Source organism: Kocuria sediminis (assembly GCF_009735315.1).
Classification (GTDB): Bacteria; Actinomycetota; Actinomycetes; order Actinomycetales; family Micrococcaceae; genus Kocuria; species Kocuria turfanensis.
In genome coordinates, this window is the sequence record NZ_WOGU01000004.1 from 138,167 (window position 1) to 151,197 (window position 13,031).

12 protein-coding genes are annotated in these 13,031 nt (G+C 73.3%); all 12 read right to left on the reverse strand.

Translation table 11 applies throughout. From position 1 onward, the window contains the following. Nucleotides 1–44 precede the first annotated feature (44 nt). The 12 genes from aroB to GMA12_RS06370 all read right to left on the reverse strand — a co-directional run bounded on the left by aroB (nt 45) and on the right by GMA12_RS06370 (nt 12,971). Nucleotides 45–1,160 (reverse strand): 3-dehydroquinate synthase, encoded by a 1,116-nt coding sequence (gene aroB / locus GMA12_RS06315; protein ID WP_156268243.1) that lies wholly within the window; start codon nt 1,158–1,160, stop codon nt 45–47. After that, nucleotides 1,157–1,813: a shikimate kinase gene (locus GMA12_RS06320; protein ID WP_162459559.1), complete on the reverse strand. Its 657-nt coding sequence runs from the start codon at nt 1,811–1,813 to the stop codon at nt 1,157–1,159. The genes aroB and GMA12_RS06320 overlap by 4 nt, the downstream gene beginning before the upstream one ends. Further along, nucleotides 1,810–3,126 (reverse strand): chorismate synthase, encoded by a 1,317-nt coding sequence (aroC, locus tag GMA12_RS06325; protein WP_156268245.1) that lies wholly within the window; start codon nt 3,124–3,126, stop codon nt 1,810–1,812. Before aroC ends, GMA12_RS06320 begins: the two co-directional genes overlap by 4 nt. A 68-nt stretch (nt 3,127–3,194) precedes the next feature. Beyond that, nucleotides 3,195–4,109: a shikimate dehydrogenase gene (locus GMA12_RS06330; protein WP_206064646.1), complete on the reverse strand. Its 915-nt coding sequence runs from the start codon at nt 4,107–4,109 to the stop codon at nt 3,195–3,197. Continuing rightward, a complete protein-coding gene (gene mltG, locus GMA12_RS06335; protein ID WP_162459560.1) occupies nt 4,079–5,305 on the reverse strand; it encodes an endolytic transglycosylase MltG in 1,227 nt (408 codons plus the stop codon). The genes GMA12_RS06330 and mltG overlap by 31 nt, the downstream gene beginning before the upstream one ends. After that, the gene (ruvX, locus tag GMA12_RS06340; RefSeq protein ID WP_162459561.1) at nt 5,302–5,988 is read right to left on the reverse strand and encodes a Holliday junction resolvase RuvX; all 687 of its coding nucleotides are present in this window, start codon (nt 5,986–5,988) and stop codon (nt 5,302–5,304) included. Before ruvX ends, mltG begins: the two co-directional genes overlap by 4 nt. Continuing rightward, on the reverse strand, nt 5,985–8,681 hold the full coding sequence (gene alaS, locus GMA12_RS06345) for an alanine--tRNA ligase (protein WP_156268249.1): 2,697 nt from the start codon (nt 8,679–8,681) through the stop codon (nt 5,985–5,987). Before alaS ends, ruvX begins: the two co-directional genes overlap by 4 nt. Next, on the reverse strand, nt 8,681–9,064 hold the full coding sequence (locus tag GMA12_RS06350) for a hypothetical protein (RefSeq protein WP_156268251.1): 384 nt from the start codon (nt 9,062–9,064) through the stop codon (nt 8,681–8,683). The genes alaS and GMA12_RS06350 overlap by 1 nt, the downstream gene beginning before the upstream one ends. Next, a complete protein-coding gene (locus GMA12_RS06355; RefSeq protein ID WP_156268253.1) occupies nt 9,061–9,501 on the reverse strand; it encodes a DUF948 domain-containing protein in 441 nt (146 codons plus the stop codon). The genes GMA12_RS06350 and GMA12_RS06355 overlap by 4 nt, the downstream gene beginning before the upstream one ends. A 193-nt stretch (nt 9,502–9,694) precedes the next feature. Beyond that, a complete protein-coding gene (gene rpsD / locus GMA12_RS06360; protein ID WP_047803317.1) occupies nt 9,695–10,327 on the reverse strand; it encodes a 30S ribosomal protein S4 in 633 nt (210 codons plus the stop codon). Nucleotides 10,328–10,595: 268 nt separating this feature from the next. After that, nucleotides 10,596–12,119: a glycerol kinase GlpK gene (gene glpK, locus GMA12_RS06365; RefSeq protein ID WP_261775409.1), complete on the reverse strand. Its 1,524-nt coding sequence runs from the start codon at nt 12,117–12,119 to the stop codon at nt 10,596–10,598. Between the two features lie 57 nt (nt 12,120–12,176). Beyond that, nucleotides 12,177–12,971 carry an MIP/aquaporin family protein gene (locus GMA12_RS06370; RefSeq protein WP_156268509.1) on the reverse strand — a complete coding sequence of 265 codons (795 nt, stop codon included), beginning with the start codon at nt 12,969–12,971 and terminating at the stop codon, nt 12,177–12,179. Between the last annotated feature and the right edge of the window lie 60 nt (nt 12,972–13,031).

Genomic DNA, 13,031 nt, shown 5'->3' on the forward strand with positions numbered 1-13,031 from the left:
AGGTCGGTGGGGCCGGAGGGTGTCGCCCCGGACCGCCGACCAGTCTAGCTGGGCGCGCCCTCGGCGATCTCCTGGTAGGTCGCGAAGAGGATCGCCTGGTCGGGGACCTCGAGGATCCGCGGCCGGCCCACGGCGTCCAGCACCACGAACCGGAGCAGGCTGCCCCGGGTCTTCTTGTCCCGCTTCATGACCTCCAGCAGCCGCGGCCACTGGTCCCAGCGGTAGGTGGTGGGCAGGCCCAGGGCCGCCAGGATGCTGCGGTGGCGCTCGACGACGTCGTCGGCGAGGGTGCCGGCGGTCCGGGCGAGCTCGGCGGCGAAGACCATCCCGACCGCCACGGCCGCGCCGTGGCGCCACTGGTAGCGCTCGTTGTGCTCGATGGCGTGGCCGAGCGTGTGCCCGTAGTTGAGCATCTCGCGGCGTCCGGCCTCGCGCAGGTCCCCGGAGACGACCTCCGCCTTCACCCGGACGGCGCGCTCCACGAGCTCGCGGACCACCGCGGACTGCCCGTCGCGCACCGCCTCCGGGTTCGCCTCGATCAGCTCCAGGATCCGCTCGTCGGCGATGAAGCCGCACTTGACCACCTCGGCCATGCCGGTGAGCAGCTCGTTCTCCGGCAGCGTCCGGAGCGTGTCGAGGTCGCACAGCACGGCCGCGGGCGGGTGGAAGGCGCCCACGAGGTTCTTGCCCTCGGCGGTGTTGATGCCGGTCTTGCCCCCGACGGCGGCGTCGACCATGCCGAGCAGGGTCGTGGGCACGTGCACCACGCGCACGCCGCGCAGCCAGGTCGCTGCCACGAAGCCGGCGAGGTCGGAGACCGCTCCCCCGCCCACGGAGACGATCGCGTCGGAGCGGGTGAAGTCGTTCTGGCCCAGAACCTGCCAGCAGAAGGACGCCACCTGGATGTGCTTGCCCTCCTCGGCGTCGGGGATCTCGGCGGTGAAGGCCTGGTAGCCCTGGGCGCGCAGCTCCTCCATCACCACGTCGCCGGTGCTGCGCAGCGCCCGCGGGTGGATGACGAGCACCCGCTGGACCCGGTCCCCCAGCACCCGGGGGACCTCCCCGAGCAGGCCGTGCCCCACGAGGACGTCGTAGGCGTCGGCCGGTCCGGTGCCGGTGACGGAAATGGTCGTGACGGTGCCGGGAGCGGGCTCGCTCATGCCTGGGCCTCCTGGTCGGTGGCGGGTCGGTCGGTGGCGGGTCGGTCGGTGGCGGGTCGGTCGGTCGCGGGGGCGCCCCGGCCGGTGCGCTGGGCGCGCAGCCGGACAAGGGCCTCCTCGAGGTCCGCGCCGATCTCGGCGACGGGGCGGTTGCGGGTCCCGTCGAGCCGGATGTCGGCGAGCTCCTCGTAGCAGGCGCGCCGGGACTCGTAGAGCTCCTGCCAGCGCCGCTCCGGGTCGGGCTGGAGCATGGGGCGGGTGCGGCTGCCGCTGATCCGGGGCAGCACCGTCTCGGCGTCCACCTCGAGGTAGGCCACGAGCTCGGCGCGCAGCATCTGCCGCACCGACGGGGTCATGGGGGCGCCGCCGCCCACGGAGAAGATCGCGTTGGCGTGGTCGGGGTCGCGCAGGACCTCCGCGACGGTGTCCGCCTCGAGGTCGCGGAAGTACTTCTCACCGTGCTCGCGGAAGATCGTCGAGATCACCCCGTGGCGGGAGACGATCAGCTGGTCCGCGTCCACGAAGTCGTAGCCGTAGAACTTGGACATGTGCAGGGCCAGGAACGACTTGCCGGCGGCCATGGGCCCGATCAGGACCACGGGCCGCTGCGGCGCCGGCGCGGCGTCGGCGGGGGCCGGGAACTGCGCGTTCACGCGCGCCCTCCCTCGGCGCCCGCCGGGGGGTCGGCGGGCGTCTCGGCCGGAGCGACCAGGGGATCGCCCATGTGGTCCCCGGCGGTCGCGGCCACGTCGTCGTCGAGGACGCCGAGCTCGCCCGCGGAGGCGAGGGATCCGGGGATCGCCGCGAGGTAGGCGTCCTTGTTGCGGACCAGCTCGGCGACGGAGTCCCCGCCGAACTTCTCCGTCACGGCGTCGGCGAGCACGAGGGCGACCATCGCCTCGGCCACGACGCCGGCGGCGGGCACGGCGCAGACGTCGGAGCGCTGGTGGTGGGCGCGGGCCGCCTCGCCGGTGGCGACGTCGACGGTGCGCAGGGCCTTGGGGACGGTGGCGATGGGCTTCATGGCCGCCCGGACCCGCAGCACGTCGCCGATCGACATGCCGCCCTCGATCCCGCCCGCCCGGTTGCTCGCCCGGCGCACGAGGCCGTCCGCGCCGCGGGCGATCTCGTCGTGGGCCGCGGAGCCCGGCCGCGCGGCGGTCAGGAAGCCGTCCCCTACCTCCACGCCCTTGATGGCCTGGATGCCCATGAGCGCCCCGGCCAGGCGCGAGTCCAGCCGGCGGTCCCAGTGCACGTAGGAGCCCAGTCCGGGCGGCAGGCCGTAGGCGAGGACCTCCACGACGCCGCCGAGGGTCTCGCCCTGCTTGTGCGCGGCGTCCACGGCCGCCATCATCGCCTCCGCGGTGGCGGGGTCGTGGCAGCGCAGCGGATCGGCGTCGAGGGCGGCGACGTCCCCGGGCAGCGGGCGCGGGGCGTCCACCGGGGCGCTCACCGCCCCGACCGCGGTCGTGTGGGAGACGAGACGCACCCCGAGGGCCTCGAGCAGCTTCGCGGCCACCGCGCCCAGGGCCACCCGGGTGGCGGTCTCGCGGGCGCTGGCCCGCTCCAGGACGGGACGGGCCTCGTCGAAGCCGTACTTCTGCATCCCGGTGAGGTCGGCGTGGCCGGGACGGGGGCGGGTCAGGGGGGCGTTGCGGGCGCGCCCGTCCAGCACCGCCGGGTCCACCGGGTCGGCCGACATGACCTCGCGCCACTTGGGCCACTCGGTGTTGGCGATCTCGATGGCCACCGGCCCGCCCTGGGTCACGCCGTGGCGCACCCCGGCGAGCAGGCGCACCTCGTCCTGCTCGAACTTCATCCGGGCCCCGCGCCCGTAGCCGAGCCGGCGCCGGGCCAGGGCGTCGCGGATGTCCTGACTGGTCAGGGACACTCCCGCCGGCACGCCCTCGATGATCCCGACGAGCGCCTCGCCGTGGGACTCGCCGGCCGTGAGCCAACGCAACATAGCAACTCTTTTCCGTTCGTGGTCTCGGCGGCGGACCGCACCCGGAGGGCGCGTCCTGCCGCCAGGGGTCAGGAGGCCGGCAGGGGCGGGACGCCGCGGACGGGCCGGCCCACCGCCGTGCACAGCGCCGCGATCACGTCCTGCTCGCGGGGCAGGGGTGTGCCCGGGTCGCGGCCGGTGAACAGGCGGATCTGGTCCACCGCCTGGAAGATCAGCATATCGATCCCCGGGGCCACCGCTCCCCCGGCCTGCGCCCAGGTGCGTGCGATCGCCGACGGCCACGGGTCGTAGGCGGCGTCCAGGAGGACGCCCGTGGTGACCGGGGACAGCCGGGCCGCGTCCCGGGCGAGCTCGTCCGCCCCGTGCGGGGGCAGGGTGGAGACGACGACGTCGTAGCCGGGCAGGGCCGCGGGGGCCTCGTCCCACTCCCGCAGCCGCACCGGGACCCCGAGCCGGCGTCCGGCCTCCACCGCGCGCCCGGCCCGGGCGGCGGAGCGCACGAAGACGTCGACGGCGGGGGCGCCCAGGCGTCCGGCGGCGGCCACGGCGGCCGTGGCGGTCCCGCCGCCGCCGAGGACCGCGGCCCGGGGCGCCGCGGGCACGGGCCCGGCGGAGCGCACCGCGTCCACGATCCCGGCGACGTCCGTGTTGTGCCCCAGGACCGTGCCGTCGGGGCGGAAGACCAGGGTGTTGACCACACCGACGGCCTCGCCCAGCTCCGTGAGCTCGTCGGCGCACGCGGCGGCCGCCGACTTCAGGGGCATGGTCACCGACAGCCCGCGCCAGGCGGGGTCGCCCCGGCGGGCGTCGACGAACGCCGGCAGCTGTTCCTCGACGAGGTCGTGGGCACCGTAGTCGACGGCCTCGCCGAGCACCGCGTACGCGGCCCGGTGCAGGTCCGGGGAGCGCGAGTGCCCGATGGGGTGGCCCACCACGGCGGCGCGGGCGGGGATCACCCGCACCGGCCCTCGTTCTCGCTGCACCACTGGTTGTACTCCTCGACGTTCTCCAGGTGCTCCGCGTAGGTCTCGGCGAACTTGGTCTCGCCGGTCTCCAGGTCGACGGTCACCCAGAAGTAGTAGCCGGTCTCCTCGGGGTCGGCGGCCGCCTTGATCGCGGCGTCCCCCGGGGAGCCGATCGGCCCGACCGGCAGCCCCGGGTTGGCGAAGGTGTTGTACCGGTTGGACTCGTCGCGGCGCTCCTCCTCGGAGAAGTCGTAGCTCTTCCGGCCGAGGCCGTAGGTCACCGAGGCGTCGGACTGGATGAACCCGGAGGTCTCCCCGTCGGGGTTCTGCAGGCGGTTCTCGATGGCCCCGGCCACGACGTCGTAGTGCTCGGGTTGGACCTCGAACTCGATGATCGAGCCGATGGTGAGCACCTCGAAGATCTCGTCGTCCTCGGTGATCCCGTTGTCGTCGAGCGTCGCGCGGGTGCGGTCCACCATCGAGCGCAGGACCTCCTCGGCGCTGGCGTCGAGCGGGAACCGGTACTCCCCCGGGTGCAGCCAGCCCTCGAGGGTCGGGAAGCGGGCGGGGATGCCGAAGGTCTCGGTGTCCTCCTCGTAGGCCTCGAACTCCTCGACCGGGATGCCGGTGGACTCGCTGAGGACGCCGAAGACGTCGGACATGCGCTGGGTCTGGTCGATGGCCGCGTAGTGGGTGGCCTCGTCCTCCTCCATGAGCGCGCCGACGACGGACTCCGAGCTCATCTCGGTGCGCAGCTCGTACTCGCCCGGCTGGATGAACTCCCCGGAGTGCTCCTCCTGGAAGCTCTCCAGGAAGGTCTCGGCGTCGGCGACGATGCCCTGCTGCTCGAGGGCCACGGCGACCTGGCCCGTGGTGGCGCCCTCGCTGACCGCGAAGGTCACCGGGTCCTTGCCGTCGCCGCGGTAGTCGCGCACCTCGAACCAGCCGAAGGTGGAGGCCAGCACGGACACGGTGATCAGCCCGGCCAGCAGGAACAGGGCGATGGCGGTGGTCAGCGAGACCCGGCCGCGGCGGCGCCGGCGCTTGACCTGCTCGGGGGTGAGCTCCTCGTGCTCGAAGACGCCGCGCAGGCCCGTGGAGGGCTCCCGCGACGACGGGGCGTCCAACAGGCTGCCCAGGCCGCCCGAGCCGGAGGACTCGCGGGCGGTCTCGGGGCGGCGGGGCGCCGACTGGTCGTACGGGTCGTCGCTCACGAATGCTCTCCGTCCGGATCGGTGGTCGTCAACGGTTCCGTCCGCGCCCGGTGGGGCGGTCCGGCGGTGTCCTCGGCGGTGCCCCGGGGGTGGGTGGAGGCGCGCCCGGGGTGCTCCGCGACAGGACCGTCCGCGTCGAGGTCTCCACCATTATGCGCGACATCTTCCGTCACAGTGGCCCGCACCGGGCCGGGCCCGGGCGGATCCACCGGCGCGCCGGGCTCGACGCCGGTGGACCGGGCCCGGTCCACCGCGCTCTGCAGGATGGTGGCGGCGGCCACCTGGTCGACCTTGTCCTTGTGCTCCCGGCGCGAGACCCCGGCCTCGAGCAGGGCCCGGTGGGCGTCCACGGTGCTCAGCCGCTCGTCGACCAGCCGCACCGGCACCTCCCAGCCCTTGGCCCGCAGGCGCCGCACGAGCGCGGCGGCGTAGTCGCGGGCCATCGCGGTCGAGGCGTTCTCCCCGCCGTCCAGGCTGCGCGGCAGGCCCACGTAGACGCCCACCGCCCCGTGTTCCTGCACCAGCCCGGCCAGGAGCTTCACGTCGAAGCCCTTCCGGGGGTCCCGCTGCAGCGTGGTCAGCGGGGTCGCGAGGATGCCGTCGGGGTCGCTGAGGGCGACCCCGACGCGGATCAGGCCGACGTCGACCCCGATCCTGCGGCCCCGCACGTAGTCGTCGCTCACGCGGCGGCGCCGCCTGTCGCGCGGGTGACCTCGGCCAGCACCGCGTCGAGCGCCGCCCCGATCTGCGAGGCGTCCTGCCCGCCGCCCTGGGCGATGTCGTCCTTGCCGCCGCCGCCGCCGCCGAGGACCTGCGCGGCGGTGCGCACCAGACGGCCGGCCTTGACCCCGGCCTCGCGCGCCTCCTCGGTGGTGGCGACCAGGACCAGCGGGCGGCCCTTGGCCACACCGGCCACCGCGACGACCGCGGCGGTCCGGCCGAGGCGGCCGCGCAGGTCCAGGGCGAGGGCGCGGACGTCGTCGGCGCCGGCCACCTCACCGGCGTCGTGCACGAGCGCGGTGACCGGGCCGATCCGCCGGGCGTCGTCCAGCAGCGCGCCGGCCTGGGCCTGGAGCTTCTCGCGGCGCAGGCCGGCCAGCTCCTTCTCCGCGGCCTTGAGCTTGTCGAGGGTCGCGGCGAGCCGCTCCGGCAGCTCGGCGGAGCTCTGCACCTTCAGCATGTCGGTGAGCTGGTGCACCAGGGTGCGCTCGGCGGCCAGGTGCCGGAAGGAGTCCAGGCCCACCAGCGCCTCCACGCGGCGGTTGCCCGAGCCCACCGACTGCTCGGTGAGCAGGGTGAGCGAGCCGATCTGGGCGGTGCTGCCCACGTGGGTGCCGCCGCAGAGCTCGCGGGACCACGGTCCGTTCATCTCGACCACCCGCACGCGGTCCCCGTACTTCTCCCCGAACAGGGAGGTGGCGCCCATGGCCTTGGCCTCGGCGAGGGCCATCTCCTGGGTCACGACCTCGTAGTTCTCGTGGATCGCGGCGTTGGACACCTCCTCGATCTCCTGGCGCTGGGCCTCCTGCAGGCCCTCGCCCCAGGCGAAGTCGAAGCGCAGGTAGCCCTCCTTGTTGAAGGACCCGCGCTGCACCGCCTCCGGGCCGAGGATGTCGTGCAGGGCGGCGTGGACGATGTGGGTGCCGGAGTGGGCGGCCTCGGCGGCGCGCCGGCGGGCCACGTCCACCTGCGCGAGCACCGTGCTGCCGGAGACCACCTCGCCCTCGCGCACGACGGCCTTGTGCACGGACAGGCCCTTCACCGGCTGCTGCACGTCGGTGACGTCGAGCACGAACCCGTCGCCGGTGATCGTGCCCCGGTCGGCGGCCTGGCCGCCCGCCTCCGCGTAGAACGGGGTCTCGTCGAGGACGACCTCGACGGCGGCGCCCGCCGAGGCGGCGGGCACGGTCACCCCGTCCTGCAGGAGGGCGCGCAGGACCGTCTCGCCGCGGAGCCGGTCGTAGCCGGTGAAGACGGAGCCCCCCTCGTCGACCAGCCGGCGGAACACCGAGAGGTCGGCGTGGGCGCCCTTCTTGGCGCGCGCGTCCTGCTGGGCGCGGCGGCGCTGCTCCTCCATGAGCCCGCGGAAGGCGGTCTCGTCGACGGCGACCCCGGCCTCGGCGGCCATCTCGAGGGTCAGGTCGATCGGGAAGCCGTAGGTGTCGTGCAGGGCGAAGGCCTCGGCCCCGGAGACCGCCTGGCCCTGCCGCTTGGCCCCGGCCACGGCCTCGTTCAGGCGCGTGGTGCCGGACTCGATGGTCTTCAGGAACGCCTTCTCCTCGGCGTAGGCGATCCGGGAGATGCGCTCGAAGTCCTCGCCCACGTAGGGGTACACGCCCTGCATGGCGTCCCGGGAGGCGGGCAGCAGCACGGGCAGGCAGGGCTCGGTGACGCCCATCAGGCGCATCGCGCGGATCGCCCGGCGCAGCAGGCGGCGCAGGATGTAGCCGCGGCCCTCGTTGGACGGGGTGACGCCGTCGGCGATGAGCATCAGCGAGGACCGGACGTGGTCGGCGACCACGCGCATCCGCACGTCGTCGTCGTAGCCCTCCTCCCCCGGCTTCTCGGACCCGTGGTACCGCTTCCCGGACAGCTCGGCGGCCTTGTCGAGCACCGGGCGGACCTGGTCGGTCTCGTAGAAGTTCTCCACGCCCTGCAGCAGCATGGCCAGGCGCTCGACGCCCAGTCCGGTGTCGATGTTCTGCTCCGGCAGGTCGCCGAGGATCTCGTAGTCCTTGCCGGTCCCCTCGCCGCGCTGGTACTGCATGAACACGAGGTTCCAGATCTCGATGTAGCGGTCGTCGTCGACCGCCGGGCCGCCCTCCTTGCCGTAGCGGGGGCCGCGGTCGTAGAAGATCTCGGAGTCCGGGCCCGCGGGGCCGGGCTGGCCGGTGTCCCAGTAGTTCTCGTCGCGGCCCATCCGCTGGATCCGCTCGGCGGGCACGCCCACGGTGTCCTTCCACAGGGCGTAGGACTCCTCGTCGCCCTCGTAGACGGTCACCCACAGCCGCTCGGGGTCGAGGCCGAAGCCGCCCTTCTCGAGCGGGCTGGTGAGCAGCTCCCACGCCATGGGGATGGCGCGCTCCTTGAAGTAGTCGCCGAAGGAGAAGTTGCCGGCCATCTGGAAGAACGTGCCGTGGCGGGCGGTCTTGCCGACCTCGTCGATGTCGAGGGTGCGGATGCACTTCTGGATGGACGTGGCCCGCCGGTAGGGGGCCGTCTCCTGGCCGAGGAAGTACGGGATGAACGGCACCATGCCGGCGATCGTGAACATGGCACCGGGCTGGGTGGAGATCAGCGAGGCGGAGGGCACCACGGTGTGGCCCTGGCCTTCGAAGTAGTCCAGCCAGCGCTTGGTGATTTCCTGAGAGAGCATTACCGGTGCTTTCCTTCGCGGTGGGTCGAGGGGGGTGTCGAGGGGGCGGTGGGCTCCGCCGGGGCGCGGCCCTCCTGCGGGGCCGCGGTGCCGTCGAGCACCTGCGGGGCCGCCGTGCCGCCGGTCAGGCGGGAGGGCCGCGGCCCGGGGGCGCGCACGCCGAAGGACTCGCGCAGCTCGGCCTCCCGCTCGTCCATCCCCGCCCGGACGGCGGCGGCGAAGCGGTAGAGCCGGGAGCGCCAGTCGCCGGACCGCGGGGTGCGTCCCGCCCCGGGCGCCCCGGGGACCGAGAGGTCCCGGCCGGGGGTGCGGGGGATCCGCGTGGCGGCGGCCCCGAGCAGGCCGCCGGCGGCCACGAGGGCGATCTTGCCCCAGAAGCTCATGGCCGGTCCTCCCCCGGCGCGTCGGTCCCCGCGGCGCGGCCGGCCCCGTCGGCGGGGCCGAAGCGCTCGGCCCGGTGCGCGCCCTGGGGGGCGGCGTCGCCGGTGAACGCGCGGCGCACGCCGTGGGAGAACGCCGCGACCTTGATCAGCGGCTGGCCCACGGTGGAGGCCACCAGGGAGGACAGCGCCGAGACGTTGGCGGAGGCGTCGGAGACGTTGGTCGTGATGCCGTCGACCTTCTCGAGCTGGGAGTTCGTGGTCGACACGGTGCGGGTGACCTCGTCGATCAGCGGGACGGTCTCGTTGTTGAGCGAGCGGATCGTCAGCCGCAGCTCGTCGAAGACCCTGCCGAGCTTGAGGATCGGCACGGCCAGCAGGAGCACCAGCACGGCGAACACCCCCGCGGCGAGCAGTCCTGCGATTTCTCCACCGGTCATGGGGCGGCGCTCTCCTTGCTGGTCGGGTCCGAGGGGGACGGGGCGGCGGGACCGCCCCGGGCGTGCGGCGCGGGCACCGGTGCGGTGCCCGGGGATCAACTGTACCGAACGGAAGAGCCCGCGGCGCTGGCGCCGCGGGCTCTCCGCCGGTGAGGCCCTGTCCCGGCGGTGCCGGGGCAGGAGCCCGCAGGGATCAGGCCATGCGGGCGTAGTACTCCACCACGAGCTGCTCCTCGCAGGTCACGGGGACCTCGGCGCGCTTGGGCTTGCGCACCAGCTTGGCCTGCAGCTTCTCGATCGAGACGTCGAGGTAGCCCGGGGTGTCGGGCAGCACGGCCTGGTGCGCGCCGGCGGCAGCGACCTGGAAGGGCGCCATCTTCTCGGACTTGGGGTGCACGTGGATGAGCTGGCCCTCCTTCACGCTGTAGGAGGGGCGGTCCACCCGCTGGCCGTCCACCATGATGTGGCGGTGCACGACCATCTGGCGGGCCTGGGCCATGGTCCGGGCGAAGCCGGAGCGCAGCACCAGGGCGTCGAGGCGGGACTCCAGCAGGGCGACCAGGTTCTCACCGGTCTGCCCCTCCTGGCGCTTGGCCTCCACGTAGGCGATGTGCATCTGCTTCTCGCGGATGTTGTACTGCGCGCGGAGACGCTGCTTCTCGCGCAGACGGACGGCGTAGTCCGAGTCGGCCTTGCGACGGGCACGGCCGTGCTCACCGGGGCCGTAGGGACGGCGCTCGAAGTACTTCTCGGCCTTCGGGGTCAGGGCGATCCCGAGGGCGCGGGACTTGCGCACCTGACGGCGCGCACGCGTGTTGTTAGCCACGTTTACCTTTCACAATGCGGTGCTCTCCCCCGTCCGGGGTGCGGTGCGGGGGAAGCGTGTTCTGTTCGGTCCGGCCTCCGAGGACGGGATCGGTCCCGCCGGAGAGGTGAGGATCAGCCGCAATCCTCCGGTCCTACAAGCGCCGTGGCCGCGCGCCGCGCACCGTGGTTGAAGCGGTGCGCCGGACGTTCGGGGGCACGGGCCTTGCCGGCCGACGGTCCAGTATAGCGTGCACGGGCCCGCGGCGCGCCCGCCGTGGCGGCGGGGCTCAGTCGACGTCCTCGTCCACCCAGTCGAAGGTCTTGGTCACGGCCTTCTGCCAGTTGCGGAACAGCCGCCCGCGCTCGGCGTCGTCCACCTGCGGCTCCCAGCGCTTGTCCTCGGCCCAGTTCGCGGTGACCTCCTCCGTCCCGGACCAGAAGCCCACCGCGATGCCGGCGGCGTAGGCGGCGCCGAGCGCCGTGGTCTCGGTGACCTGGGGGCGGATCACGGGCACCCCGAGCTGGTCCGCCTGGAACTGCATGAGCAGCTCGTTGGCGGTCATCCCGCCGTCCACCTTGAGCTCGGTGATGTCCACCCCGGCGTCGGCGTTCATCGCCTCGACCACCTCGCGGGACTGGTAGGCCGTGGCCTCCAGGGCGGCCCGGGCGATGTGGCCCTTGTTCACGTAGCGGGTCAGCCCCACGAGGGCGCCGCGGGCGTCCGGGCGCCAGTACGGGGCGAACAGCCCGCTGAAGGCCGGGACGAAGTAGGCCCCGCCGTTGTCCTCGACCGACGCGGCCAGGGACTCGACCTGCGGCGCGGAGGAGATGATCCCCAGGTTGTCGCGCAGCCACTGGACCAGGGACCCGGTCACCGCGATCGAGCCCTCCAGGGCGTAGACGGCGTCCTGGTCGCCGATCTTGTAGCACACGGTGCTCAGCAGGCCGTTCTGGGAGTGCACCACCTCGGTGCCCACGTTCATCAGCACGAAGCTGCCCGTGCCGTAGGTGTTCTTGCCCATGCCCTTCTCGAAGCAGGCCTGCCCGAACATCGCGGCCTGCTGGTCGCCCAGGATGCCGGCGATGGGCACGTCCTTGAGGAAGCCGCGGGTGCGGCCCTTGCCGTAGACCTCGGAGGAGGAGCGGATCTGGGGCAGCATCGACAGGGGGATGCCCATGTCGGCGCAGATCTCCTCGTTCCAGTCGAGGGTCTCCAGGTTCATCAGCATGGTGCGCGAGGCGTTGGTGACGTCGGTGACGTGCACCCCGCCGTCCACGCCGCCGGTCATGTTCCACACCAGCCAGGCGTCGGTGTTGCCCATCAGCAGGTCCCCGCGCTCGGCACGCTCCCGGGCACCGTCCACGTTGTCCAGGATCCACTTGACCTTCGGACCCGAGAAGTAGCTGGCCAGCGGCAGCCCCACCCGGTCCTTATAGCGGTCGGGGCCGGCGTCCCCGCCGAGCTCCTCGACGATCTTCTGGGTCCGGGTGTCCTGCCAGACGATGGCGTTGTAGACGGGCTCGCCGGTGGTGCGGTCCCAGACCACGGTGGTCTCGCGCTGGTTGGTGATGCCCACCGCGGCCAGGTCCCGGGCGCCGATCTCGGCGGAGGCCTCGGCGTCGGCGACGACCTTGCGGACGTTGCGCCAGATCTCCATCGGGTCGTGCTCCACCCAGCCGGCCCGCGGGAAGATCTGCTCGTGCTCGAGCTGGCCGGTGCTGACGATGGTGCCCCGGTGGTCGAAGATGATCGCGCGGGTGCTGGTGGTGCCCTGGTCGATGGCCATGACGTGCTGCGGTTCGGTGCTCACGGGTCGTACCTCACTTCGTTGTGGTGTGCTGCGGGTCGGTCGGGTGCGGTGGCCGGATCAGGCCGGCGGGTTCGAGTAGAGCTGGTAGAACCCACCGGCGAGCAGGGCGCCGAGGATCGGCCCCAGGACCGGGACCCAGGCGTAGCCCCAGTCGCTTCCGCCCTTGCCGCGGATCGGCAGGAGTGCGTGGGCGATGCGCGGGCCGAGGTCACGGGCGGGGTTGATGGCGTAGCCCGTGGGCCCGCCGAGGCTGGCGCCGATGCCGACCACGAGCAGGGCCACGGCCAGCGGGCCGAGCTCCGAGGGGGTGTTGCCGAAGAGCAGGATCACCGCGACGAGGACGAAGGTGCCGATGATCTCGGTGACCAGGTTCCAGCCGTAGGAGCGCACCGCGGGTCCGGTGGAGAACACGGCGAGCTTGGTCTCCCCGAGGACCTCGTCGTCGATGTCCTCGTCGAAGTGCTTCTTGTAGGCCAGGAACGCCAGGACAGCGCCCAGGATGCCGCCGAGCAGCTCGGCGGCGAAGTAGACGAGCGTGCTGACCGCGGTGACGGCCACGCCGGGGGCGTACTCCTCGGCGCCGCTGGCCCACAGGCCCACGGTCACGGCGGGGTTGAGGTGGGCCCCGGACTGGTAGGCCACGAACACACCGGCGAACACGGCCAGGCCCCAGCCGAAGTTGATCATCAGGAACCCGCCGCCGAGGCCCTTGGTCCTCGGCAGCACGGCGTTGGCGACGACACCGCAGCCGAGCAGCAGCAGCATCGCGGTGCCGGCGACCTCGGACCAGAAGACGGTGGAGAGCGGGATGGGAACGGATGGCACCACGGTCTGGGCCAGGACGTTGGACATGGACAGCACTGCGACTCCTCGGTGGGTGGGACGGACCGGCCCGCCCGTCGGGCGGGCCGG

Coding starts and splice junctions, on each gene's coding strand:
- GMA12_RS06355 (WP_156268253.1), bottom strand. CDS start 9,501: ATGACCGGTGGAGAAATCGCAGGACTGCTCGCCGCGGGGGTGTTCGCC.
- alaS (WP_156268249.1), bottom strand. CDS start 8,681: ATGCTCTCTCAGGAAATCACCAAGCGCTGGCTGGACTACTTCGAAGGC.
- GMA12_RS06350 (WP_156268251.1), bottom strand. CDS start 9,064: ATGAGCTTCTGGGGCAAGATCGCCCTCGTGGCCGCCGGCGGCCTGCTC.
- GMA12_RS06370 (WP_156268509.1), bottom strand. CDS start 12,971: ATGTCCAACGTCCTGGCCCAGACCGTGGTGCCATCCGTTCCCATCCCG.
- aroC (WP_156268245.1), bottom strand. CDS start 3,126: ATGTTGCGTTGGCTCACGGCCGGCGAGTCCCACGGCGAGGCGCTCGTC.
- aroB (WP_156268243.1), bottom strand. CDS start 1,160: ATGAGCGAGCCCGCTCCCGGCACCGTCACGACCATTTCCGTCACCGGC.